This window comes from Sphingomonas kyeonggiensis, from assembly GCF_014196745.1.
Classification (GTDB): Bacteria; Pseudomonadota; Alphaproteobacteria; order Sphingomonadales; family Sphingomonadaceae; genus Sphingomonas; species Sphingomonas kyeonggiensis.
Map to the genome: position 1 here is coordinate 719089 of NZ_JACIEH010000002.1, position 23249 is coordinate 742337.

The 23249-nt window shown below is 67.6% G+C and carries 18 protein-coding genes and 1 tRNA gene; 11 read left to right on the forward strand and 8 right to left on the reverse strand.

Annotation, left to right across the window (positions count from 1 at the left end; genetic code table 11):
• Window positions 1-150: 150 nt before the first annotated feature.
• On the forward strand, window positions 151-1377 hold the full coding sequence (locus GGR46_RS12400; protein WP_183998109.1) for a type II secretion system F family protein: 1227 nt from the start codon (window positions 151-153) through the stop codon (window positions 1375-1377).
• A gap of 157 nt (window positions 1378-1534) precedes the next feature.
• On the opposite strand, the gene gspN is transcribed toward GGR46_RS12400, so the two are convergent.
• The gene (gene gspN / locus GGR46_RS12405; protein WP_246426052.1) at window positions 1535-2248 is read right to left on the reverse strand and encodes a type II secretion system protein N; all 714 of its coding nucleotides are present in this window, start codon (window positions 2246-2248) and stop codon (window positions 1535-1537) included.
• Window positions 2249-2325: 77 nt separating this feature from the next.
• Between gspN and GGR46_RS12410 the strand changes: the two genes are divergently transcribed.
• The 4 genes from GGR46_RS12410 (at window position 2326) to GGR46_RS12425 (ending at window position 5475) form a co-directional block, all read left to right on the forward strand.
• Window positions 2326-3291: an ABC transporter substrate-binding protein gene (locus GGR46_RS12410; protein WP_343058136.1), complete on the forward strand. Its 966-nt coding sequence runs from the start codon at window positions 2326-2328 to the stop codon at window positions 3289-3291.
• On the forward strand, window positions 3288-3839 hold the full coding sequence (locus GGR46_RS12415; RefSeq protein WP_183998113.1) for a type II secretion system protein GspJ: 552 nt from the start codon (window positions 3288-3290) through the stop codon (window positions 3837-3839). The genes GGR46_RS12410 and GGR46_RS12415 overlap by 4 nt, the downstream gene beginning before the upstream one ends.
• Entirely contained in the window at window positions 3836-4711 is an 876-nt protein-coding gene (locus GGR46_RS12420) for a type II secretion system minor pseudopilin (protein ID WP_183998115.1), read from the forward strand. Before GGR46_RS12415 ends, GGR46_RS12420 begins: the two co-directional genes overlap by 4 nt.
• 83 nt (window positions 4712-4794) lie before the next feature.
• Window positions 4795-5475: a hypothetical protein gene (locus tag GGR46_RS12425; protein WP_183998117.1), complete on the forward strand. Its 681-nt coding sequence runs from the start codon at window positions 4795-4797 to the stop codon at window positions 5473-5475.
• A 102-nt stretch (window positions 5476-5577) separates the two neighbouring features.
• Here the strand turns inward: GGR46_RS12425 and GGR46_RS12430 are convergent, their stop codons facing one another.
• From GGR46_RS12430 to GGR46_RS12445, 4 genes are all read right to left on the reverse strand, one after another.
• The gene (locus GGR46_RS12430; protein WP_221262712.1) at window positions 5578-6588 is read right to left on the reverse strand and encodes a heme-binding protein; all 1011 of its coding nucleotides are present in this window, start codon (window positions 6586-6588) and stop codon (window positions 5578-5580) included.
• Between the two features lie 41 nt (window positions 6589-6629).
• Entirely contained in the window at window positions 6630-8540 is a 1911-nt protein-coding gene (locus GGR46_RS12435; protein WP_183998119.1) for a flavin monoamine oxidase family protein, read from the reverse strand.
• A gap of 314 nt (window positions 8541-8854) precedes the next feature.
• The gene (locus tag GGR46_RS12440) at window positions 8855-10180 is read right to left on the reverse strand and encodes a sensor histidine kinase (protein ID WP_183998121.1); all 1326 of its coding nucleotides are present in this window, start codon (window positions 10178-10180) and stop codon (window positions 8855-8857) included.
• Window positions 10170-11570 (reverse strand): sigma-54-dependent transcriptional regulator, encoded by a 1401-nt coding sequence (locus GGR46_RS12445; RefSeq protein ID WP_183998123.1) that lies wholly within the window; start codon window positions 11568-11570, stop codon window positions 10170-10172. The genes GGR46_RS12440 and GGR46_RS12445 overlap by 11 nt, the downstream gene beginning before the upstream one ends.
• A 401-nt stretch (window positions 11571-11971) precedes the next feature.
• Between GGR46_RS12445 and GGR46_RS12450 the strand changes: the two genes are divergently transcribed.
• The 4 genes from GGR46_RS12450 (at window position 11972) to pelA (ending at window position 18159) form a co-directional block, all read left to right on the forward strand.
• The gene (locus GGR46_RS12450; protein WP_246426053.1) at window positions 11972-13279 is read left to right on the forward strand and encodes an efflux RND transporter periplasmic adaptor subunit; all 1308 of its coding nucleotides are present in this window, start codon (window positions 11972-11974) and stop codon (window positions 13277-13279) included.
• Between the two features lie 20 nt (window positions 13280-13299).
• Complete coding sequence (locus tag GGR46_RS12455) at window positions 13300-13980, forward strand: ABC transporter ATP-binding protein (protein ID WP_183998125.1); 681 nt, start codon at window positions 13300-13302, stop codon at window positions 13978-13980.
• Window positions 13981-14101: 121 nt separating this feature from the next.
• On the forward strand, window positions 14102-16597 hold the full coding sequence (locus tag GGR46_RS12460) for an ABC transporter permease (RefSeq protein ID WP_183998127.1): 2496 nt from the start codon (window positions 14102-14104) through the stop codon (window positions 16595-16597).
• 275 nt (window positions 16598-16872) lie between these two features.
• A complete protein-coding gene (gene pelA, locus GGR46_RS12465) occupies window positions 16873-18159 on the forward strand; it encodes a pectate lyase (RefSeq protein ID WP_183998129.1) in 1287 nt (428 codons plus the stop codon).
• Window positions 18160-18519: 360 nt separating this feature from the next.
• Here pelA and GGR46_RS12470 read toward each other — a convergent pair whose 3' ends face one another.
• The 3 genes from GGR46_RS12470 to GGR46_RS12480 all read right to left on the reverse strand — a co-directional run bounded on the left by GGR46_RS12470 (window position 18520) and on the right by GGR46_RS12480 (window position 21927).
• Complete coding sequence (locus tag GGR46_RS12470; RefSeq protein WP_183998131.1) at window positions 18520-20382, reverse strand: ABC-F family ATP-binding cassette domain-containing protein; 1863 nt, start codon at window positions 20380-20382, stop codon at window positions 18520-18522.
• Window positions 20383-20477: 95 nt separating this feature from the next.
• Window positions 20478-20554: transfer RNA gene (locus tag GGR46_RS12475), tRNA-Pro, on the reverse strand.
• A 77-nt stretch (window positions 20555-20631) separates the two neighbouring features.
• Window positions 20632-21927, reverse strand: a complete 1296-nt coding sequence (locus GGR46_RS12480) for an FAD-dependent oxidoreductase (RefSeq protein ID WP_183998133.1) — start codon at window positions 21925-21927, stop codon at window positions 20632-20634.
• Between the two features lie 99 nt (window positions 21928-22026).
• On the opposite strand from GGR46_RS12480, the gene pnuC reads away from it, so the two are divergent.
• Complete coding sequence (pnuC, locus tag GGR46_RS12485; RefSeq protein ID WP_183998134.1) at window positions 22027-22581, forward strand: nicotinamide riboside transporter PnuC; 555 nt, start codon at window positions 22027-22029, stop codon at window positions 22579-22581.
• Window positions 22578-23099 carry an AAA family ATPase gene (locus tag GGR46_RS12490; RefSeq protein ID WP_183998136.1) on the forward strand — a complete coding sequence of 174 codons (522 nt, stop codon included), beginning with the start codon at window positions 22578-22580 and terminating at the stop codon, window positions 23097-23099. The genes pnuC and GGR46_RS12490 overlap by 4 nt, the downstream gene beginning before the upstream one ends.
• The last annotated feature ends 150 nt before the right edge of the window (window positions 23100-23249 follow it).

A 23249-nucleotide genomic window follows, 5' to 3' on the forward strand; every position in this document is an offset into this window, starting at 1 on the left:
TCCTCCCCCAGCTTGCTGGGGGAGGGGGACCGCTCGCGCAGCGAGTGGTGGAGGGGCCGCCGTCGCAGACGGCGGTGTTCCACCGCCGCCCCTCCACCACCGCTTCGCGGCGGTCCCCCTCCCCGAGACAAGCTCGGGGAGGATTTTAGGATGCCCGCCTATGCCTACCGCGCCGCCGACAAGGCCGGGGCCGCCAGGAAGGGCATCATCGAGGCCTCCAGCCCCGCTGCCGCCCGCGCGCTGCTGCGCGAGCAGGCGCTGCTGCCGCTATCGGTCGAAGTCGCCGCCGAGAAGGGCGCCAGCCTCGGCAGCATCCAGCTTCCCAAATTCCGTCGTGGCACGATCTCGTCCAAGGCGCTCGCCACCGTCACCCGCCAGATCGCCACGCTGGTCGGATCGGACATCGCGATCGAGGAATCGCTGCGCCTCGTCGCCACCCAGTCCGAACAGGCGGCGACCAGCTCGCTCCTGCTCGACGTCCGCTCCGCGATCCTCGATGGCCGCAGTTTCGCCGCCGCGCTGTCCCAGCACCCCAAGGCCTTCCCCGAATTCTACCGCGCCTCGGTCGCGGCGGGCGAGGCGTCGGGCAAGCTGCCGAGCGTGCTCGAGCATCTCGCCGAGTTCGTCGAGAACCGGCAGGCGAACGGCCAGAAGCTCCAGCTCGCCCTGATGTACCCCGCGCTGCTCGCCTTGGTGTCGATTGGCATGATGGCGCTGCTGCTCGTCTATATCGTGCCGGACATCGTGAAGGTGTTCGTCTCGCGCGGCGCCGACCTGCCGTTCCTCACTCGCCTGCTGATCGCGGTGAGCTGGTTCCTCCAGAATTTCGGGTTGTACCTGATGCTCGGCATCGCGGTGATCGGCCTGGTCTTCGGCCGCTGGGCACGCGTGCCGGCCAATCGCCTCCGCATCGATCGTTTCTTTTCCGAGCGTCGCCCGTTCCGCCGCTTCAGCCGCCAGCTCAGCGCCGCCCGCTTCGCCGGCAGCCTCGCCACGCTGGTGGGCAGCGCGGTGCCGCTGGTCGATGCGCTTCACGCTGCCGCCGCCGTCACCCCCAATCGCTGGGTCCGCGAAAAGGCGCTCGGCGTCGCGACGCGGGTGCGGGAAGGCATCAGCCTGCGCGCCGCGATGAGCGAGGCGGGGGTCTTCCCCTCGATGCTGGTGGCGATCGTCGCCTCGGGCGAGAGCTCGGGCCGCCTGGCCCCCGCGCTCGGCCGCGCCTCGGACGAGCTGCAGCGCGAGCTCGACGCGCTGGTCGGTACCCTGGTCGCGCTGGTCGAGCCGCTGGTGCTGCTGGTGATGGGCGGGCTGGTGCTGATGATGGTGCTGGCGATCCTGCTGCCGATCATCAATCTGAACAATCTGGTGGGGCTGTAAGCCAATAAATCCTCCCCCAGCTTGCTGGGGGAGGGGGACCGCTCGCAAAGCGAGTGGTGGAGGGGCCGCCGTCGAAGACGGCGGACTGCGTCCGCCGCCCCTCCACCGGCCTGCGGCCGGTCCCCCTCCCCGAGACAAGCTCGGGGAGGATTTGAAACTACATCTGCCCCTGCACCGTCGCCCCGCCGGGCAGCCCGACGAACGGCAGCACCGCCGCGCCCTCCGGCGTCATCGAGATGTCCAGCGCCCCGTCCTCGCGCAGCACCGCGGTCATCAGCGTCTTGAGCCGCTGGGCCGAGGGCGCCACGCGGAACGTCGTGCGGTCGCCGACATGCTCGGCGGTGATCAGCAGGGCGGGGACCGCCACCGGCGCGCCGGTCTTCGCCCGGCAGCTGCCCGGATCGGTGGTCACCTTGCCGTCCGCCATCCGCGCGCCGCCCCCCGAAGCGATCCGCTGCATCTCGATCTGCATCGTCAGGTTGCAGGTGAAGGGCAGGTTCGGCTGCAGCGCCTTGAGCAGGTTCGCATCCGCCGATCCGCTGACATGGTCGAGCACCGTCCGCCCGCCGAGATGCTGGACCATCTGTCCGCCCAGATCGGTGTCCGGCCCCGTCGCCTTCCAGTCCGCGGCAAAGGCCAGGCTGGTCAGCGAGCGCAAAGGCGCCATGTGCCATGCGAAGGTCGCGCCGCCGGCGATGCCGACTTCGCCGTTCCACACCGTTCCCGCCACGCCGGTGCGCCAGCTGGTGTTCTTGAAGATCACGCTCGCCGGCATCGTCACCAGCAGGGCGAGCAGATATGCCGCTATGCCGATCAGGGCGAAGAGGATAATAGACCGCCGTGCCCCGCTACCCCCTTCGAGAGTCGGCAATGGATCGACGGACCCTGCTGAAGTCACTGCAATCAGGCCTGGTCGCGTCAGCGGCATCGGTCGTGCTTCCCTCTGTCGTGTTCGCAGCCGACAAGAAGAAGGACAAGCGCCCGATCGCCCTGCTGCTGCCGCTCACGGGCCCGCGAGCGCGGCTGGGGCTTAGCATGCGGCAGGCGGCGTTGCTCGCGGAAAACAGCGCCTTCGTCCAGAGCTTCGACACCGGCGGTACCGCCGCCGGCGCCGCCGCCGCCGCGGCCCAGGCGTTCAAGATCAAGCCCGCGCTCATCCTCGGCCCGCTCAGCGCCGAGGAGGTTCCCGCCGTCTCCAGCACCGTCGCCGGCCGCGTCCCCGTCATCGCGTTCAGCAACGACAGCGTGCTGCGCGCGCCCGGCACCTGGATCTTCGGGATCACCGCCGGCCAGGTGACTACCGCGATCCTGCGCTATGCCCGCACCCGCGGCGTGAAGACCGTCACGATGATCGATGACGGCTCGCCCTGGAGCGCCGCCGCCACGATCGCCGCCGGCAAGAGCGAGAGCGAGATCGGCATCACCGTCAACATCCTCCAGGTGAAGCCCGGCCAGCCCCTGCCCAGCCCGGGCGAGGCGCCCGACGCGGTGCTGCTCCCCGGCGCCGGGGAGACCGTCCTCGCCGCCGCCCGCGCGCTCAAGGAGACCGGCGTCCAGCTGCTCGGCACCTTCCAGGCGCTGGACAGTCGCCCACAGGCGCTGGCCGCGCTCGACGGCGCCTGGCTCGCCAGCCCCGATCCCAACGCCTTCGGCACCTTCGCCAGCGCCTTCCAGGCGCGCAACGGCGGCGATCCCGGCACGATCGCCGCGCTCGCCTATGATGCCGCCGGCATCGCCAACACGCTGCGCGCCGACAACCGGCTCGGCATGGAGGGGCTGATGGACGCCAAGGGCTTCCACGGCGTCACCGGCCCCGTCCGCTTCCGCACCGACGGCTCGGTCGCCCGCGATTTCGCCATCCTGGTCGCCGGTCCCACCGGCTATACTCCGGTGGCATCGAGCTCGGGCTCGTGAAACCGCGCTCCGAAGCCGGCGAAACCGGCTTCACCCTGATCGAGCTGATGATCTCGATGGGCCTGTTCGCGCTGATCGCGGTGGCGGGGCTCGCGCTGGTCGACGGCATCATCAAGGTGCAGGGGCGCACCGAGAAGCGCATGGACCGCCTCGCCGATCTCCAGCGCGCGATGTTCGTCGTGTCGAGCGACATCGACCAGATCTCGTTCGGCCAGGTCTCGGGCGGCGGCGAGAAATTGAACTTCACCCGCGCCGCGCCCGGCTTTGGCGGACCGGCGGTGCCGCTGCAATATTCGGTGGCCAACGGGAACCTGGTCCGCGGATCGGGCGCGATGGTGCAGACCGTGGTCGGCGGCGTCGCCAATGTCCGCTGGCGCTTCTTCGACGGCAGCGCCTGGCTCGATCGCTGGCCGGCCCGAGACGAGGACAAGGACAAATGGCCCCGCGCCATCGCGGTCGACCTGCAGGCGGTCGGCCCGGGCGGCACGCCGGGGGCGCTGCGCCGCGTCGTCACGCTGCCCGACCAGGCGGAGTATCCCAAGCAATGAGCCGCCGCGAAGACGAAGCGGGGATGATCCTCGTCAACGTGCTGATGTTCGTCGCGATCGCGTCCGGACTTGTGCTATTGCTAATCAATCGCGAAGAATTGGCGCTCGATCGGGCCCTGCGGACGCGCGAGGCGGCGCGTGCGCTGTCGGTGGTCCGCGGCGGCGAATTGTCGGCGGTGGTCGCGCTCCGCCGCGACATGGTCACCGCGCCCAACGAGGACAATCTCACCGAGCCCTGGGCCAAATTGTCGGAGAAGGGTGCGCCGATCGAGGGCGGCACCTTCGATCTCGCCATCGCCGATGCCGAAGGCCGGTTCAACCTCAACAGCCTGCGCGCGGGCGATGCCGGCGCGATCGTGCTGTTCCAGACGATCGCCAAGGAAGTCGGCCTGTCGAACGACGATGCGATCAAGGCGGTCACCTATGTCCGCCTCTATGGCCCGCTCACCGATGTCCGCCCGATCCGACTGGCCGGCTTCGAGCCCGAGGCGGCGGCGCGAATGGAGCGGCTGGTGACGGCGCTGCCCGGCACCACCACGATCAACCTCAATGCCGCCGACCCCGAGATGCTGCGGGTTCTGTTCCGCGATCCGCTCGTCGCGCAGCGCCTCGTCGAGATCCGCCAGCGCAACGGCAAGCTCACGCTCAAGGACCTGAGCGACCAGAACCTGTCGCAGCCCTGGGGCACCGGTTTCCGCTCCGGCACCTTCTGGGTGCGCACCCGGGTGACCATCGGCAGTACCAGCCAGCAGGCCGCGGTGCTGATCCAGCGGGTGCAGCGTCCCGACGGCAAGATCGCGGTCGGCGTGGTCGAGCGCTGGCGCGGGGCGTCGGTACCGCCCGAGGCGCCGGCCTTCCCCGCATCGCGATAGTCGGACCGCCCCGGCGCCGAAATATTTGTACAAGTCAGGTTATAACTTATACGTTTCCTTTCGCTGAATGGGAGGAGGCGCGCATGAATTTCTCACGGTTCCATATGCTTGGAACGCTCGCCTGCTTCGCGTTCGGCACCGTCGCGCTTGCTGCTTATGCCCGACAGCAGGAGAAACCACAGGACAGCGACGGTGCGCTGGTGGTCACCGGCAAGCGGGACGAGCGGCGCCTGCGGGGCGGGGAGTGGAACATCAGCCTCTCCCGCGCCTATCGTTCGGGCCATCTTGGTGACACGTCGCCGGTGGGCAGAGACAGGACCTGGAAATTCTGCCTCGGTGACGCGGATGTCGAGCCGCTGATGCGGATACTGGTGGGGGAGGGGCGCACCGCATCGTCGGCCACGACGACCTGCTCGCCGCTCACCATCCGGCTCGGCGATGGCCGGCTCCGCGGTTCGCAATCCTGCCGTGGCGGATCGATGCAGCCAGTGGAAGTCGAGACGCACCAGGGCGTTGGCTCGCTCGCGTCGCGGAGCGGGGGCGGGGGTGGTGGTGGATCGGCCAGCAGTGCGACGGTTCCTGCCAAGAGCAGCTTGACGGTCACCGGCCGCTATGGACGCGACAAGCTCGTGATCGATTTCCACGACGTCCAGGAACCGGTTTTCCCGGACAAGTCCTATCTCACCCGGCCGGACGTGCTGCGCTGGTCCATCAAGGGCCAGCGCGTCGGCGACTGCCAGCTCGAGCCTGCGCCCGGCAAATAGCCGGGCTTCGCGCACCGCTGCCGCCCTTCTGGTCGGGGCGGAGTGGATGGAGCGTGTCACGATGGATCGCGACACGCCCCGATCCTTGCACGCCGCCGGCGCTCACATGCTCGCGAACAGTTCGATCTTGTCGTCGGGGGCGCTCTCGACCTTGCGCATCGTATTGATCGAGATGTGCGGCCAGATGATCCGGCCGGGCAGGCCGCTCGTCCGCGGATCGAAATCGAGCATCACGATCTGGAGATATTGCAGGCGCAGCTTCGGCCTGCCCTGGCTGTCGGTCTCCGCGAGCTCCTGGATCCAGAAGGTCGAGCGCATCGAAGAGGCGTTGGCCTGCTTCACGACGAAGGGGATGTTGTGGATCCCCCCGGTCTCCGCCTCGGTATCGACCGAGAGCGTCGTCGTGCGCAGGATGTCGACCCCTTCATTGGCCCGCTTGAGCAGCTCGGCCGGGTGGACTGGATCGAACACGCCTTCGAACAGGTTCTCGTGGAAATGCTTGTAGGGGGCGAGGTAGGGGCTATCGAGGTCCTGCTTCACCTTCAGCGGCAGGCCGCTGACATCGGGGATGACCGGCGCGCCGGGCGTGACCGGAACGCTGCGGCCGAGCGCGAGCAGGGCATCGCCGTGCGGAACGCTGCCCAGCCGCGCGATGTCGTACCCGTCGGTGATCTGGTCGAGCATGTTGAGCCACAGGCCGGGCTCGTGATGGATCGTGTTCCCCGGCGGGCTGGTCGGCCCCAGCACCGTGCTCTGGGGGAAATCGGCCGTCGCGATCTGGTCGGTGACCTGCTCGTAATCCATCGCCATCAGCGACTGGTCGGCCTGAATCCCCGCGGTCAGCCCGCGATTGGGCACGCCCTTGTCGACCAGGTCGAAGACGAGCGTCTCGTTATACTGGTTGAGCAGCAGGCGATAATCGAGCGTCGAGCCCGGGCGCGTCTCGAAGGGCAGGGCGATCATGTTCCAGCCATGGCCCTCGAGCCCGTCCTCGTTCCGCCAGACGCCCGGCAACAGGGCGAGCGGACCGAGAAGCTTCTCCCCCCGCTTGGCCGCCTGAAGGACACGGCCGCCGTCCTTCAGGGCCATGAGCGTTGCTCGACTGAATGCCATCACTGCCTCCCCTTGCTGTTCCGGTCGGAATTGCTTCGCGCCTAGACGCCTTCGACCAGCAGCCTGGTGTCCGGCAGCTTGTCGAGATACGGAATCTCGAGGTCCGGCCGGGCCATGCGGGTCAGGGCGTTGAGCGCCGCGGCGATCGCGCCCTCCTGCCAGCCCGGCAGCGAGGACAGCTGGTCGCCGATCACGAAGAACACCGGATCGGACAGCTTGCCCTTTGCATCATGGACGCCGGTGCCCTGGCTCAGGATGTTGAAGTGCTTCACGGCATCCTTGCCGACCGACTGCCAATAGGCCCAGCCGCCCTTGATATAGGGCATGTTCTGCCAAGCGATCGCGAGCCCGTCGTGCAGCCCGTTGCCGAAGCGCTTGCCGAATTGCCGCGCGCCCTCGCGCGCCAGGTCGAGCCGCTGGCCTACCGGCTTGTTGCCCCACTCATAGGCGGTCTGGCTGAAATTATACGCGCCGGTCAGCACGCCCTTGCGGTCGTGATAGCCATTGGAGGGATACCAGATCTGGACGATGGGATGCGAGGTCCAGCTGATCCCGCCGAAGATCGGCACGACGCCCTCCTCGCTGTCGGGCGCGACCAGCGTGTTGAGCTTGAGGTCGTCCTCATGGTCATGGGTGATGAGCTTGCCCTGCCACAGCGTGCGGTCGCCCTGCCAGCCGACCTTGGTCGTCACGGCCAGGAACTTGTCCTGATACTTGCCCTCGGCGGTGATGCGCGGCCGGGCTTGCGCGGCATAGACTGCCTTGAGCCCCTTCTTGAACGGGAGCGCGAAGCCTTCCTTGTCGCCGCCGCCCTGCAATCCCTTGGACAGCAGCTTCTCGAGGAACGGCATCGCGATGTTCGAGAAGCAATAGTCGGCGCGATACTCGGTCGTCTCCTTGCTGCCGATCTTGGCGACCTGCACGACGAACTCGCGCTTCTTCGGATCCCAGTCGATCGAGGTCACCGGGCTGTTGAGATGGACCGTCCCGCCCAGCGTCGCAATCTGGCGGGCAAAGGCACGCTGGACCTGGTCCATGCCGCCGACCGGCTGGAAGATCGTCTGCTGCCAGAGAAAGTCGACCGGCTGATAGAACCGGGTCTGCGCCCAATATTCCGACGCGAGCAGGTCCTGGAGCTTGATCGCCTCGGCAATCTCGCCCACCGCCACGCCGGGCAGCACGTCGAACCCGGCGCGCGAGATCGCATTCTCGAAGCCCGCATTCCCGGCGGTGGGCGCATAGCGGCCTTCATCATCCAGCTCGCCGAAGCTCACCATCAGCGACTTGAGCTTCTCGGCCAGCGCCTCTTGCTGGTTCTTGGGGATCGCCACGCTGGGCGTTTTGATCAGTTCGGCCGCATGCTCGTGCACCAGTTGCGCGATCCAGCCGCGCAGATTGTGGTCGATCTGCCGATAGATCTGAGGCTTACCCTTGAGCGGCCCCGTGTCCATGTGGACGAGGTTCGACATCGAATTCATCACATAGACTTCGACCGCGACCCCGAATTCGCGAAGATAGTTGAGCAGCCGCTTGTGCGCCGAAGGGATACGGCCGGGGCCTGCGTTCAGATAGGGCTCGGAATCGCCGACCGGCCATTCGAAGCGGACGACCTGGGTCTCGCCTGGCTCCGACCCGAACAGCGCATCGTCCTTGTCCTCGGTCAGCGTGTCGCCGGTGCGCAGCGAGAGACACCGCCCGCCGGTGCGGCTCTGCGCCTCGAGGATCGTGACTTCCATGCCGGTTTTGTGGAACAGCAGCTCATAGGCCGTGGTCAGCCCGCCGACGCCGGCGCCGAGGATGAGCGCGCGCTTGCCCTTGAAGCTGCCTTCCTCCAGCTCGATCGGACCCGGCGTGATCCGCATCTGCGCGTTGGTCGCGTCCGCGAGCTCGGCCCATGCGGATGCCTTGGGGTGCGACCGCAGATAGTCCGCGCGGCTGATCCTGATCGTCATGTCGTTCCCCCATCTGGCCGTAAGGACCCTAGGTCGAACGCCATCCGCCCGATCGGACATCATCCGCTGGTCACTACGTCATTACTGCGATTCGTGGAGTGAACATGCCCTATCGGGCGTGGAGTGCAAAAGTAGTTATGTCGGCAAATAGTCCAAAATGAACCAGAATGATGACTTAATGTGCAAGTATCCGAATGATGAACTTCGCGTTCTGGTGGTGTGTTTTTGGATAATCGTTCGTATACTGCCAAATCGGTGGAAATTACTGCCCTGTCAAACCGAAGTCCGACGAGCCTGGCCGCCGGCAGCTGGTCCTAGAGCAGGATCCGGAAGAGTGCTCCGCCTTCGGGCGCGTCCGAGATTGTGATCGTGCCGCCATGCGCCACCACGATCTGCCGGGCGAGGTTCAGTCCGACGCCGGTGCCCGTCGCGCGGGTGGTGAAGAAGGGCAGGAACACGTCCTGGCGCAGCCCCTCGGGCACGCCGGGGCCATTGTCCTCCACTTCGATCACCAGCGCTTCGTGATCCTCGAACAGCCGTAGCGCCAGCGCCGGCGGGCGTTCCTGCCCGGCCATGGCCTGGGCGGCGTTCTGCAGCAGGTTGATCAGCACCTGGGCGAGCAGGTCGGGATCGGCGTCGATCGCCAGCCGCGCCGGCACCACGTCGATCGCCAGCGGCACGTCGGGCTGGCGGGTGGCGAAGATGCGGCCCAGCTCCTCGGCCCAGGGCTGGGCGGCAAAGGCCTGGCGCTTGATCTCGGGCGTGTGCGCCACCGCGCGATAGGCCTCGATGAAATGCCCCAGCCCATGCGCGCGCCGGGCAAGGGTGGAGACCGCCGCCCGGGCGTCGCCGATCCGCGGATTGCCCGCCAGCTCGGGATCGTCGAGCAGGTCCGCTGCCGTCGCCGCCAGCGACGTCACCGGGGTCAGCGAGTTGAGGATCTCATGGGTCAGCACGCGCACCAGGTCGGTCTGCGCGGCCATCTCGACGGCGTCGAGCGTGCCCTGGATCGGCTGCACCGTCACCGCGCGGATGCTGCGCCCGAGCCGCTCCAGCGTGCCCGAGCGGACCAGCACGCGCTGGGTGCGTCCCTCGATCGCCAGCAGCAGGATTTCCTCGGCCGCGTCGCCGCCCGCCAGCCTCTTGGCCAGCGTCGCGCCATAGACGGCATAGTCCTCGGCCCGGGTGCCGCCGACGCCACGGAACAGCCGCCGCGCCGCCTTGTTGGCCGGCTCGACATGGCCTTCGCCGTCGATGGTGAGCAGCGCGACCGGCATGTCGTCGACCAGCGCCTCGAGGAAGCGCGCCTCGGAGGCGGCCTTGGCCTGGCGCTCGCGCATCCGGTCCATCGCGCCGTCGAGCGCGGTGCCCAGCGCCTCGAACCCGCCGCCGCTCGATCCACCGAAGCGCGCGGCACTATCGCCGAAGTGCAAAGCCTCGACGAAGCGCGCGATCACCGCATTGGTGCGCGAGACGTGCTGCCACAGGCCCCAGATCGCGCCGGCGACGAGCAGCAGCGCGACGATCCGCGCGGCGCCAAGTCCCGGGGAGAAGGACGCCAGCACCGCGCCGGTCAGCGCGATCGCCAGCGCGACCACCCAGGCGATCAGGCCCTGCGTGAAGCGCCGGTCAAAGCCCATGCTTCTCCATCCGGCGATAGAGCGCGGCGCGCGACAGGCCGAGTTCGCTGGCGGCGAGCGAGATGTTGTAGCCGTGCTTCTTCAACGCCTCCTCGACCAGCCGGCGCTCGACCCGCTCGAGGTTGAGGTCGTCGCTCTGCCGGGGCTGGGGCGGCGCCACCGCGGCGACGGGCACGATGCGGGGCATCGCCTGGACCAGCGCGAAGTCCTCGGGCTCCAGCGCCGCGTCGCGCGCCAGGATCACCGCGCGTTCCAGCGCATGGCGCAGCGCACGGACATTGCCCGGCCAGTCATGGTCGAGCAGCGCCATCCGCGCGGCAGGGCTCAGGCTCGGCACCGGCCGGCCATAGCGCTTGGCGTAATGCTCCAGATAATGCTCGATCAGCTGCGGCACATCCTCGCGGCGGTCCCTCAAGGGGGGAAGGTCGATCTCCACCGTGTTGAGGCGGAACAGCAGGTCCTGGCGGAAATGGCTCTCGTCGCGCAGCTTCTCGGGGGGCAGGTTGGTCGCGGCGATCACCCGGATGTTGACCGGCACCGGCTTGTTGGCGCCCACCGGAGTCACCTGGCGCTGCTCGAGCACGGTGAGCAATTTGGGCTGCAACCGCAGCGGCAGATTGCCGATTTCGTCGAGGAACAGGGTTCCCCCGTCCGCAGCCTGGATGCGGCCGACCCGGTCCGTACGCGCATCGGTGAAGGCGCCCTTCACATGGCCGAAGAGTTCCGAATCGATCAGCTCCTCGCTCACCGCACCCAGGTCGACGGTCAGCATCACCTGGTTCGCCCGCAGCGACTGGCGGTGCAGCTCGCGTGCGACCAGTTCCTTGCCCGTGCCGTTTTCGCCGAGCACCAGCACGTTCGCATCGGTCGGCGCCGCGCGGCTGATCAGCGAGTGCACCCGCGCCATCACCGGCGAGTTGCCGAGCAGGGGAGAGGACCCGGCCTGGATCGCCGGGGCAGGGACTGCGCCGGTGCCCCCTGAAACCGCCCGGCGCGAGCGGCGCAGCGAGGCGGCGGTGCGCACCGTCGCCAGCAGTTTCTCGTTCGACCAGGGCTTGGAGACGAAGTCGGTCGCCCCGCGCTTCATCGCCGAGACCGCCACCTGCACCCCGCCATGCGCGGTGATCATCACGACCACCATCTCGGGATCGATGCCGAGCAGCTTGTCGAGCCAGGCCAGGCCCTCCGCCGCATTGGTCGCCCCGCGCGCGAAATTGGCGTCGAGCAGCACCGCGTCGGGCGCGCGCGCCTGGATCAGCGGCAGCGCCTCTTCGGGGCTGCGCACCGCCTCCACATCCTTGAACAGCCGTCGCAGCAGCAGCCGCGAGGCCATCAGGATGTCGTCGTCGTCGTCGATCACGACGCAGAAATCGAATTCCGGATCCCCCATAATGGCCACTCCCGTACATGCACTGTGCGGAACCGGACAATCAAATTGCGTGCCAAGCCCTGGTCCCCCCTGAAGCCGCAATTGGCACGGCTCATGCTGACACTCCGATGAACGGCGCGGGTGCCGGAGGAGGAAATCGTGCAGCTTCGGGGGAGCCTGGTTCGGAAGGGAGCGGTCGTCGCGGCGGCGCTTCTCCTCCTGTGCCTGCCCCGCGGGCCTGTCGGTTTCGACCTGCGGATGGACGCTGCCGGCAGCCAGGCCGTGCTTCGGCTCGGCATCATATCGTTACGGGTGGCGTTCGATTCCGGACGCCTCTGTCCGAAATCGAACACTTGCCGCGCCGCCAGCGCCACGCCGCCCGAGGAAGCGCGGCTGGCACGGCAATTGCGAGGATAGGGGGCATGACAGTGCTACGGATGCAGAAGGACAGGGGGGCAGGCGCCGTCTCGGGCAGCGGGATGGACCTGGTCGTCGAGAAGCGCAGCCTGTCGCTGCGCGTGAAGATCGCGCTCGGCGTCGCCGCGGCGCTGCTGGCTGCATTCGGCTTCTGGTGGTTCGCCCCCACCGGCGCCAGCCAGACCGTGACCATGGACCGGGTGACCGTCTCCACCGTCACCAAGGGCACGTTCGACGATTTCATGCCGCTGCGCGCCCGCGTCACGCCGCTGCTCACCGTCTATATCGATGCGGTCGAGGGCGGCCGGGTGGAGAAGATGCTGGTCGAGGACGGCGCCACCGTCGCCGCCGGCCAGCCGATCGCGCTGCTGTCGAACGCCGAGCTCCAGCTCTCCACCCTCGCCCGCCAGACCGAGGTCGAGCAGCAGATCAACAACATGCGCAGCCAGGAGCTGTCGCTCGCCCAGACCCAGCTCTCCAACGAGCGCGCCGTGCTCGCCGCCCAGACCACTTATGAGAAGGCCCGCCGCCAGTATGAGCGCGAGAAGCCGCTCGCCGATCGCGGCTTCGTCTCGGGCAAGCAGTTCGCCGACACCCAGGCGGATTACGAGCTCAGCCAGCGCAACCTCGCCGCGCTCAAGCGCAGCCAGAGCACCGATGCGCGCCTTCAGGGCAGCCAGCTCACCCAGCAGCAACAGGCTGCCAGGTCGATGCAGTCCGGCCTCGCCATCGCCCGCGCCAATCTCGACGCGCTCCAGCTGCGCGCGCCGGTCGCCGGCCAGCTCTCCGGCTTCTCGGTCCAGGTCGGCCAGTCGCTCTCCCGCGGCGAGCGCGTCGGCCAGATCGACAGCCCGGGCCGCAACAAGCTGATCGCCGGCGTCGACGAATTCTACCTCGGCCGCGTCCAGCTGGGCCAGCAGGCCGCGCTCGACTGGGGCGGCAAGCGCTACGCGGCCAAGGTCACCAAGATCTATCCGCAGGTGCAGAACGGCCAGTTCCAGGTCGACCTGCAGTTCGCCGGCGCCGAGCCGCCCCAGCTCCAGCGCGGCCAGACCATGCAGGCGCGCCTCACCCTCGGCGATCCGGCGCCCGCGCTGCTGATCCCGAACGGCGCCTTCTACAACGACACCGGCGGCGCCTGGGTGTTCGTCGTCGCCCCGGGCGGCGGCAGCGCCGAGAAGCGCACCGTTCGCCTCGGCCGCCGCAACACCGATTTCGTCGAGGTGCTCGAAGGGCTCGAGCCCGGCGAGAAGGTGATCACCTCGCCCTATACCGGCCTCACCGACAAGACGCGCCTGGACCTGACCAAGTGACCGAAAAGAAAGGGAATCCGATGCTGCATATGCGCGAACTCTCCAAGGTCTACCGCACCGACACTGTGCAGACGACGGCGCTCGACGCGATCGACCTCGAAATCGCCCAGGGCGAATTCGTCGCGATCATGGGCCCGTCCGGCTGCGGCAAGTCGACCCTGCTCAACATGATCGGCATGCTCGATAGCCCGTCCTCGGGATCGTACATGTTCAACGGCCAGGAAGTCGCCGGGCTCAGCGAGAGCAGGCTCGCCGATGTCCGCAAGGAGAATATCGGCTTCATCTTCCAGAGCTTCAATCTGGTCGACGAGCTGAGCGTCCGCGACAATGTCGAACTCGCTTTGCTCTACCACAATGTCCCCGCCGCGGAGCGCAAGCGCCGCGTCGACGAAGTGATGGACCGCACCGGGATCGCGCACCGTGCCCGCCACCGGCCCAGTCAGCTCTCGGGTGGCCAGCAGCAGCGCGTCGCGGTCGCCCGCGCGCTCGTCGCCTCTCCGAAGCTGATCCTCGCCGACGAGCCTACCGGCAATCTCGACACCCAGCATGGCGAGGAGGTGATGCACATGCTGCAGACGCTCAACGCCGAGGGTTCGACGATCGTGATGGTCACCCACTCGCCCGCGCACGCCGACTATGCCGGCCGCATCGTCTCGATGCTCGACGGCCGCGTCCTCCAGGAACGCCGCCGCGCGGCATGATGCAACGCCTTCTCCCCGCTTGCGGGGAGAAGGCAGGGGAGAGGGGGATTGATCCCTAGCGCCCCTCTCCCCGATCCCCTCCCTGTCCGCGGGGAGGGGGAGAACGAGAAGGAAGAAGCCCATGTGGCGCAACTATCTCACGGTCGGCCTGCGCGCGCTCGCGAAGAACCGCACCTATGCCTTCATCAACCTGTTCGGCCTGGCGATCGGCCTCGCGGCGTGCCTGCTGATCCTGCTCTACGTCCAGTATGAGCGCAGCTACGACCGCTGGCTGCCCGACAGCGACCGCACCTATCAGCTCCAGGTCTATTATCAGAGCAAGACCAACGGCGATAAGTACGACAACCAGGGCGCGCCCTATGTGACCAAGGCGGCGCTGCTCAAGGATTTCCCGCAGATCGAGAGCGCCACCTATTTCGGCGGCCCGCGCCTCACCCTGCTCAAGGACGGCCAGGCGACCGAGGTCGAGGACGGCCGGCTGGTCGACAGCGCCTTTCTCGATACGATCGGGCTGCCGATGGTGCAGGGGGACCACAAGGCGCTCTCGGCCCCCGGCACGGTGGCGCTGAGCGAGACCGAGGCGACCCGGCTGTTCGGCACCACCAGCGTGGTCGGCCGCACCCTGACCCTGCTCGTCGCGGGCAAGAAGGCCGATTACCGGATCACCGGCGTGTTCAAGGACCTGCCGAAGAACTCGCACATGGCGATGCGCATGCTCGCCCGTGCCGATTTCCCCAGCATGTTCCCCGAGGATGACGGCTATCTCACCAGCTGGGGTTGGACCTCGGGCTATGTCTATGTGAAGCTGCGCCCGGGCGTCGATGTGAAGACGATCAATTCCCAGATGCCGGCCTGGGAAAAGCGCAACATCCCCGACGAGAATTTCAACGGCAATCGCTACAATGCCGGCGACGAACGCACCTTCAAGCTGGTCGCCGCGCCCGACGTGCACCTCGGCATCGCCAGCAATTCGGGCATGACGCCGGGCAATGACCTGCAGACGATCACCACCTTCGCGGTGATCGCCCTGCTGATCCTGGCCATGGCCTGCATCAACTTCACCAACCTCGCCACTGCCCGCGCCAGCCAGCGCGCCCGCGAAGTGGCGCTGCGCAAGGTGCTGGGCGCCACCCGCCGCCAGCTGATGACCCAGTTCCTGGGAGAGTCGGTCCTGCTCGCCACGATCGCGATGCTCCTCGCGCTCGCGGTGGTCGAGATCGTGCTGCCCTGGTTCGGCAACTTCCTCGATGCCGATCTGGAGCTCCATTATTTCGGGCAGGACGGGCTGATCCTGCCGATGATCGCACTGGTGCTGCTCGTCGGCGCGGCGGGCGGCCTCTATCCCGCCTTCTACCTGTCCCGCTTCCAGCCCGCCCGCGTGCTCAAGGCGAACAAGTCGGCGGCGGACGCCGAGGGCTCGGGCCGGCTGCGCAGCGCGCTCGTCGTCATCCAGTTCGCGGTATCGATCGGGCTGATCATCTGCACCGCGGTGGTCTATTCGCAGAATGTCTACGCCCGCACCGTCGATCCGGGATACAAGCGGGCCGGGCTGCTCCAGCTCCAGGGCATCGGCTCGAAGACGCTCGAGCCCCAGGCCGATGCACTGACTCGCGAGATCGCCAAGGTGCCGGGCGTCGAATCCGCCGGCCGCACGATGATCGGCGTCGTCACCGGCCAGACCTCGACCACCTCGGTGGTGCTGCCCGGTCGCCCCGATCCGGTGGATCTCGGCGTCTACTCGGTCGATGCCGGCTTCTTCCCCACCATGGGCATCCGCACCACCGCAGGCCGCGTGTTCGACGAGCGCGCCGCCGACGACATGACCACCCCGCGCCCAGAGGATCCGGCGGCGGAGCGGGTGCTGGTCGCGCGCGGCGGCCATGTCGTGCTCAACGCGGCGGGCGTGAAGCGCCTCGGCTTCAAGAGCGCGCAGGAAGCGATCGGCAAGACGATCCGCTACGGCGTGAAGGACGAATATGGGGGCATCATGGACCTCACCATCATCGGTGTCGTCGCCGATGCGCGCTTCCGCACGGTGAAGACCGCGATCGAGCCGACGATGTTCCTGCTCGACAAGCACAACGTCAACTGGCTGGTCGCCCGCTTCCACGGCGATCCGCGCCCGGTGCGCGAGGGGATCGAGCGGGTCTGGCGCCGCCATGCCCCCGACGTGCCGTTCGACGCGATCCTTGCCGACGAGGTGATCGCCAAGGCCTATGAGCGGCTCGATGCCCGTGCCCAGATGTTCGGCCTGTTCGCGGTGCTCGCGGTGGTGATCGGCTGTCTCGGCCTGTTCGGCCTCGCCGCCTTCACGGCGGAGCGGCGGACCAAGGAGATCGGCATCCGCAAGGTGTTGGGCGCCCGTACGATCGACATCGCGCGGCTGCTGGTCTGGCAGTTCACCCGCCCGGTGGTGCTCGCCAACATCATCGCCTGGCCGGTCGCCTGGTGGCTGATGCGCGAGTTCCTCAACGCCTATGACGCGCGCATCTCGCTCACCCCGGTGCCGTTCCTCGCCGCGAGCCTGCTCGCGCTGGCGATCGCGGTCCTCACCATCGGCGCCCACGCCTTCCGTGTCGCGCGCACCAATCCGGTTCATGCCCTGCGCTACGAGTAGGCGCGTCAGTTCAGGGTCATGGGAGCGGGCGGGGAGGCAACTCCCCGCCCGTTTTTCGTATTAATTCCTCCCCGAGCTTGTCTCGGGGAGGGGGACCGCGCGACGAAGTCGCGTGGTGGAGGGGCCGGCGCCACGCGCCGGTACCCGGCGCGCCCCTCCACCACCCGCTTCGCGGGCGGTCCCCCTCCCCCAGCAAGCTCGGGGAGGAATTTGAGGGGGATGGACGCAAACCGCCACCGCGCTATCCTCCGCCAACACCAAAATCGGGAGGGGATATGATTCGTATCGCAAAGATCGCTCTGTTCGCAGCTGCAGCGATGACACCGGTGGCATATGCGGCGATCGAAGTGATCGGCCAGATGACGCCCGCCGAACCGATCACCCATGCCCGGATCGCCACGCTTCCCATCGGACAGCAGCGCGCCTGGAACGTCTATCTCGACAAGTCGGCCGAGCTGAAGCAGGCCGACAAGGCTGCGCTCGCCGCGGAGCGCCAGGGCCTCGCCACCATCCCCGCGCCGCCGCCCTCGGGCAAGTCGGGCGGCAGCGGCATGGAGGCCAACAAGGCCGCCGCCTTCTACGCCACGCCCGAGGCGCGCCGCGTCGCCGACAACATCGTCAGCTTCCAGACTCCGGCAGGCGGCTGGGGCAAGAATGTCGATCGCGACGGTCCGGCCCGGGTGAAGGGCCAGCATTATGTCCCGGTCGAGCATCTCGCCGCCAATGCGCGCACCGCCGGCGACGACGAGGAGTGGAGCTATGTCGGCACGATCGACAACAACGCCACCACCTCCGAGCTGCGCTTCCTCGCGCGCTTCCAGGCCGGGCTGCCGGGCGCGGAGGGCGATCCCTATCGTGCCGCCTTCCTCAAGGGCGTGCGTTATCTCCTGAATGCGCAGTTCCCCAACGGCGGCTGGCCCCAGATCTACCCGCTCCAGGGCGGCTATCACGATGCGCTCACGTTCAACGATGATGCGCTCTCTTCGGTGGCGGGTGTGCTCGCCGACGTCGCCCGTCGGCAGAACGATTATGGCTTCGTGCCCGAAGCGCTCGCAGCGGAAGCGAAGATTGCCTGCAACCGCGCGATCCAGCTGATCCTGAAGACCCAGGTCCTCGTCGACGGCAAGCGCACCATCTGGGGCCAGCAGCATGACGCGCTCACCCTTGCGCCGGTGGGTGCCCGCAACTTCGAACCGGCCGCACTGTCCTCGGATGAGAGCGCCGACCTTCTGATCTTCCTGATGAAGCAGGCGGGCCGCTCGCCCTCGGTCGATGCGGCGGTGCAGGACGGGGTGGCCTGGCTCAAGGCGCATGCCTTTCACGGCGTGATCTTCACGGACGGCGCCGATGGTCGCAGGCTGCGCGACAAGCCCGGTGCCGGCCCGATCTGGTCGCGCTACTATGACATCAAGACCGGCAAGCCGATCTTCGGCGACCGCGACCGGTCGATCCACACCGACGTCAACGAGATCAGCGCCGAGCGCCGCAACGGCTATAGCTGGTACAATGCCGGCCCCGCCAAGGCACTGGCGACCTATGACAAATGGGTGGCGAAGAAATAGCGCCCAGGCGTCATCCAAGCCTCAAACTGTCACCCACCCCAAACCGTCATCCCGGCGAAAGCCGGGATCTCAGGCGGAGGCGCGGGGAAGGAGCCGCACGAGATCCCGGCTTTCGCCGGGATGACGGATGGGCGTGCGGGATGCAGCTCAAGCCTGTCCTACAGGCAAATGTTCTGCTAATGTTCCAAGAGGCTGCCGCAAGGCCGCTCTTTGAACCGTAAGCTCAGCGCATCCGCGCCAACATCCGCGTGCGAAACCGTCCGTTCGTGCGTCACGCCGCTCTCGCGGAACTGTATCGCGGAGCGCTTCGGCAAGCGTGTGCTCCGCGTAACCTGTGCCAATATCCGCGTCCGCAGGTGTCTAGTTCGCCGATTCCAGCGTCTCGGTCGCCCGCAGCCAGGTCGCCTCGGCCTCCTCCAGCTCCGACTCGACCTCGCCGCGCCGCTTCATCAGGTCGCCCATCGACAGCGCCTTGAGCCATTTGGGCGGCTTGCCGGCCAGGGCTGCGTCGATTTCCGCTAGCGATTTCTGTGCCTTGGAGATGCGGTCCTCGGCATCGCTCACTGCCTTGCGCAGTCCGGACGAGCCTTCGCGCGCCTGGGCCGCGGCGCGGCGCTCTTCCTTCTTGTCGGCAGGGGCGGGGGCGCTGCCGGGTGCCGGCTTCCCCGATACGACGAAGGCGGCATATTCCTCGATCGTCCCGTCGAACTCGCGGGCGGTGCCGCCATCGACCAGGAACAGCCGGTCGGCGACCAGTTCGAGCATGTGGCGGTCGTGGCTGACCAGCACCACCGCGCCCTTGAACTCGGCCAGCGCCTGGACCAGCGCCTCGCGGGTATCGACGTCGAGGTGGTTGGTCGGCTCGTCGAGGATCAGCAGGTGCGGCGCGTTATGGGTGACCAGCGCCAGCGCCAGCCGCGCCCGCTCGCCGCCCGAAAGCTTGCCGACCTTGGTCAGCGCCTTGTCGCCCGAAAAGCCGAAGCGGCCGAGCTGGCTGCGCACCTGCACCGGCGTCGCGCCCTTCATCACCCGGCCCATCGTCTCCACCGGGGTGGCGTCGGGATCGAGCTCTTCGACCTGGTACTGGGTGAAATAGCCGACCGTCAGCTTGGTGGCGGTGGTCATCTCGCCGGCCATCACCGGAAGCTCGCCGGCGATCATCCGGGCGAGCGTGGTCTTGCCGTTGCCGTTGCGGCCGAGCAGCGCGATGCGATCATCGGGATCGAGCCGCAGCCCCAGCCGCGAGAGGATCGGCTTGCCTTCCTCATAGCCGACGGCGGCGTGATCGAGCGTCAGCAGCGGCGGACGCAGGCCCTGCGGATTGGGGAAGTCGAAGCGCATGCTCGGATCCTCGGCCACCGCCGCGATCGGCTGCATCCGCTCCAGCGCCTTGACGCGGCTCTGCGCCTGCTTGGCCTTGCTCGCCTTGGCCCGCCAGCGATCGACGAATGCCTGCAGCTTCTCGCGCTCGGCCACCTGCTTCTCGCGCGCTGCCGCCTGCTGCGCCATCCGCTCGGCCCGCTGCCGCTCGAACGCGTCGTATCCGCCGACATAGAGCGTGGTCTGGCCGCGATCGAGGTGGAGGATATGGTCCGCCACGTTGTTGAGCAGGTCGCGCTCATGGCTGATCAGCAGGATCGTGCCGCGATAGGCGCGCAGGAACCCCTCGAGCCACATCACCGCTTCCAGGTCGAGGTGGTTCGAAGGCTCGTCGAGCAGCAGGATGTCGGGGTTGAGGAACAGCAGCGAGGCCAGGGCGACGCGCATGCGCCAGCCGCCCGAGAAGCTGTCCATCGGCCGCGCCTGCATCGCCTCGTCGAAGCCCAGGCCCTTGAGGATGCGGCCCGCACGGGCAGGGGCCTCATATGCGTCGATCTGGTCGAGCCGTTCATAGATATGGCCCAGCCGGTCGGGGTCGGTCTGCGTCTCGGCTTCGGTGAGCAGTTCGGCGCGCTCGATATCGGCCTCCAGCACCGTATCGAAGGCGCTGGTCTGGCCGCTCGGCGCATCCTGGCGGAGATAGCCGAATCGAGCGCTGCGGGGAATGTCGACCGAACCATTGTCGGGCTCGATCATCCCGGCGATCGCCTTCATCAGCGTCGATTTGCCGGCGCCATTGCGCCCGATGAAGCCGACGCGCGCGCGCTGCGGGATCGCCGCAGAGGCGCCCTCGATGATCGCGCGGCCGCCAAGCCGGATGGTGATGTCACGGAAAGAAAGCATATGCGGGCGCCTAGCAGCACTCAGGCGGGCGCCCAAGTGCCCTGTGACCCCTGGCGGTCACTTTACCTAAAGTGTTGAAATAAGCGGGAATAAATTGGTCGGGGAAAGAGGATTCGAACCTCCGGCCCCTGCCTCCCGAAGACAGTGCTCTACCAGGCTGAGCTATTCCCCGACCGGCGCCTCCGGGGCGAACCCCGACTGCGAGGGGGCGCCTATAACCACGCTATTTGAGTCACGCAAGCCACTGAATCAGCTTTTCCGCGCACCCAGCATCGCATCGACCGAAACGAACTTCTCGCGCGGGGCCCCGATACGGGCCGCGGCGATCTCCGCCGCGTCGATCTTCAGCCAGTCGCGGAAGGTCACCGCCTCCACCCCGCGCTCTTCCAGCAGCGCATCCAGCCCCGGTCGCCCGGGCTTGCCCGCACCCTCGCCAATGTCCTCGGAAATCTTCTCGGCGATGTGGAAACCGTCGGGCCGGTTGGTGCCGATCGTCCCCGTCGGCCCGCGCCGCGCCCAGCCGACCGCGTAGAGGCCGGGCAGCACCCGCCCGTCGAGATTCGCGAATCGGCCCGCCTTGTCGTCATAGGGCACGCCCTCGATCGGCGGCGTGCGATAGCCGATGCAGCTCACCACCAGGCTCGCCGGCACCGCATAGGTCTCGCCCGTGCCGTGCGCATTGCCGTCCAGCCCCAAGGCGGTACGCTCCACGATCACCCGCTCGACCCTGCCGTCGCCCTCGATCGCCACCGGCATGGCGAAGAAGTCGAAGACGATGCGAATCGGCTTGTCGGGCATGCCCTGGGCATAGCGGCGCAGATGCCCGACCGACTTGCGCTGGCCGGGATCGAGGACGCCATCGTCCTCCACCGGCGGGAAGTCATGGGGATCGACCACCGGAGTCGCGTGGGCCAGATCGCCCAGCTCGCCCAGCTCCTTGGGCGTCATCGCGATCTGGTGCGGTCCACGCCGCCCGAGCAGGGTGATGCTGTGCACCTTCGAGCCGTGCAGCGAATCGAGCGCATGCGCGACGACATCGGAGGCTTCCAGCTCGTCCTCGGCCTTGGCGAGCACCCGCGCGACGTCGAGCGCGACATTGCCGTTGCCGATCACCACCGCCGGCCCGTCGAGCGGCGGGTTGAGCGCGGCATAGTCGGGATGGCCATTGTACCAGCCGACGAACGCCGCCGATCCGACCACGCCGGGCAGTCCGGCACCGGGGATCTCCAGCTTGCGGTCATGTGGCGCGCCGGTGGCCAGGACGACCGCGTCGTACAGCTCGCGCAACTCGTCGATCGTGACGTCCTTGCCAAGCGTGACATTGCCGACGAACCGGACATTGTCGGTCTGCGCCACTGCCTCGTAGCGCCGCGAGACGCCCTTGATCGACTGGTGATCGGGGGCAACCCCAGTGCGGATCAGCCCGAAGGGGACCGGCATCCGGTCGATGATGTCGACTCGAACCTGGTCGCCGAACACCTTCTGGCACGCTTCGGCGGTGTAATATCCCGCCGGACCCGAACCGATCACCGCGACATGACGCATGGGCCTCTCCTCCCGCGATCCTAGGCCGTTACCGTAGCGGCAAGTGGGGGGAGGGCAAGCCTCTCGACGGCCCGGCCAAGTTGTTGCTAGGCCGTAACCGTGAGCCCGATCGAAGCGACTGCGAGCCTGCTCGGCCTGATCAACATCCTGCTGGTGGTCCGGCGCAGCATCTGGAACTACCCCTTCGCGCTGGCGATGGTCTCGCTCTACGCGTGGATCTTCTTCCACGAGAAACTCTACAGCGACGCGCTGCTCCAGCTCTTCTTCTTCGCGGTCAATCTCTATGGCTGGTGGAACTGGGCGCGTTCGCGGGCCGAGAGCGGAGAGGTCCGCGTCCGCACGCTGGGCCGGTCCGAGCGCGCAGGCTGGGCGGCGGGCAGCATCGCGGTGATCGCGCTGTGGGGCTATGTGATGCACCGGCTGACCGATGCGGCCTATCCCTGGTGGGACGGCAGCATCGCGGTGCTGAGCATCGCCGGGCAGATCCTCCAGTCGCGCCGCAACTGGGAGTGCTGGCTGCTGTGGATCCTGGTCGATCTGCTCGCAATCCCCCTGTTCGCCGTGAAGGAATTGTGGCTTACGGCGGGCCTGTACTGCGTATTCCTGGCCCTTTCGATCTGGGGGCTGTTCGATTGGCTGAAGGCACGGGAATGAAGCTGCGCACCATCTGTCTCCACGGACCCGAGAGCACCGGCAAGTCCACGCTGGCGCCGCGCATCGCCGAGTATCTCGGTGGCGAGGTGGTCGACGAATATGGCCGCGAATATGCCGAGGCGCGCGGCATCGACTTCACGATGCGCGACCTGCTCGAGATCGCCAAGACGCACGATGCCGGTACCCGCACGATGGTCGCTGCCGGGCTCAAGCCGCTGGTGCTCGACACCGATCCGCTGATGACCGCGGTCTGGGCCGACATGCTGTTCGGCGATCGCGATCCCTGGTTCGACGAATGGCAGGGCTATGCCGACTTCTACCTGCTGTTCGACATCGACATGGCCTGGCGCGCCGATGGCACGCGCATGTTCGGCACGCCGGAGCTGCGGCAGAGGTTCTTCGACCTGTCCAAGGCCGAGCTGAAGCGCCGCGGGGTGCGCTGGGCGCTGGTTTCGGGGCAAGGCGAGGAGCGCTACGCCAATGCGATCGCGGCTATCGAGGCAGTGCAGGCGGGCTGAGTCCTGCGCCTTTTCGCAATTGCGCCTGGTGCATGCTGCATTGCGAAAATTTAATGTTCTCTGTCATAGTTCGTACACAATCCGATCCTACCCGCCCTGCGCAGGGGGCACCGAAAAGCCCTCCGATAACTAGAATGCCTGGCGTGCCGA

Excerpts from the sequence above, each read along its gene's own strand:
- GGR46_RS12425 (WP_183998117.1), top strand. The coding sequence starts at position 4,795 with ATGAATTTCTCACGGTTCCATATGCTTGGAACGCTCGCCTGCTTCGCG.
- GGR46_RS12470 (WP_183998131.1), bottom strand. The coding sequence starts at position 20,382 with ATGCTTTCTTTCCGTGACATCACCATCCGGCTTGGCGGCCGCGCGATC.
- GGR46_RS12455 (WP_183998125.1), top strand. The coding sequence starts at position 13,300 with ATGCTGCATATGCGCGAACTCTCCAAGGTCTACCGCACCGACACTGTG.
- GGR46_RS12430 (WP_221262712.1), bottom strand. The coding sequence starts at position 6,588 with ATGGCATTCAGTCGAGCAACGCTCATGGCCCTGAAGGACGGCGGCCGT.
- pelA (WP_183998129.1), top strand. The coding sequence starts at position 16,873 with ATGATTCGTATCGCAAAGATCGCTCTGTTCGCAGCTGCAGCGATGACA.
- GGR46_RS12445 (WP_183998123.1), bottom strand. The coding sequence starts at position 11,570 with ATGGGGGATCCGGAATTCGATTTCTGCGTCGTGATCGACGACGACGAC.
- GGR46_RS12400 (WP_183998109.1), top strand. The coding sequence starts at position 151 with ATGCCCGCCTATGCCTACCGCGCCGCCGACAAGGCCGGGGCCGCCAGG.
- GGR46_RS12460 (WP_183998127.1), top strand. The coding sequence starts at position 14,102 with ATGTGGCGCAACTATCTCACGGTCGGCCTGCGCGCGCTCGCGAAGAAC.
- GGR46_RS12450 (WP_246426053.1), top strand. The coding sequence starts at position 11,972 with ATGACAGTGCTACGGATGCAGAAGGACAGGGGGGCAGGCGCCGTCTCG.
- GGR46_RS12490 (WP_183998136.1), top strand. The coding sequence starts at position 22,578 with ATGAAGCTGCGCACCATCTGTCTCCACGGACCCGAGAGCACCGGCAAG.
- GGR46_RS12420 (WP_183998115.1), top strand. The coding sequence starts at position 3,836 with ATGAGCCGCCGCGAAGACGAAGCGGGGATGATCCTCGTCAACGTGCTG.
- GGR46_RS12440 (WP_183998121.1), bottom strand. The coding sequence starts at position 10,180 with ATGGGCTTTGACCGGCGCTTCACGCAGGGCCTGATCGCCTGGGTGGTC.
- GGR46_RS12435 (WP_183998119.1), bottom strand. The coding sequence starts at position 8,540 with ATGACGATCAGGATCAGCCGCGCGGACTATCTGCGGTCGCACCCCAAG.
- GGR46_RS12480 (WP_183998133.1), bottom strand. The coding sequence starts at position 21,927 with ATGCGTCATGTCGCGGTGATCGGTTCGGGTCCGGCGGGATATTACACC.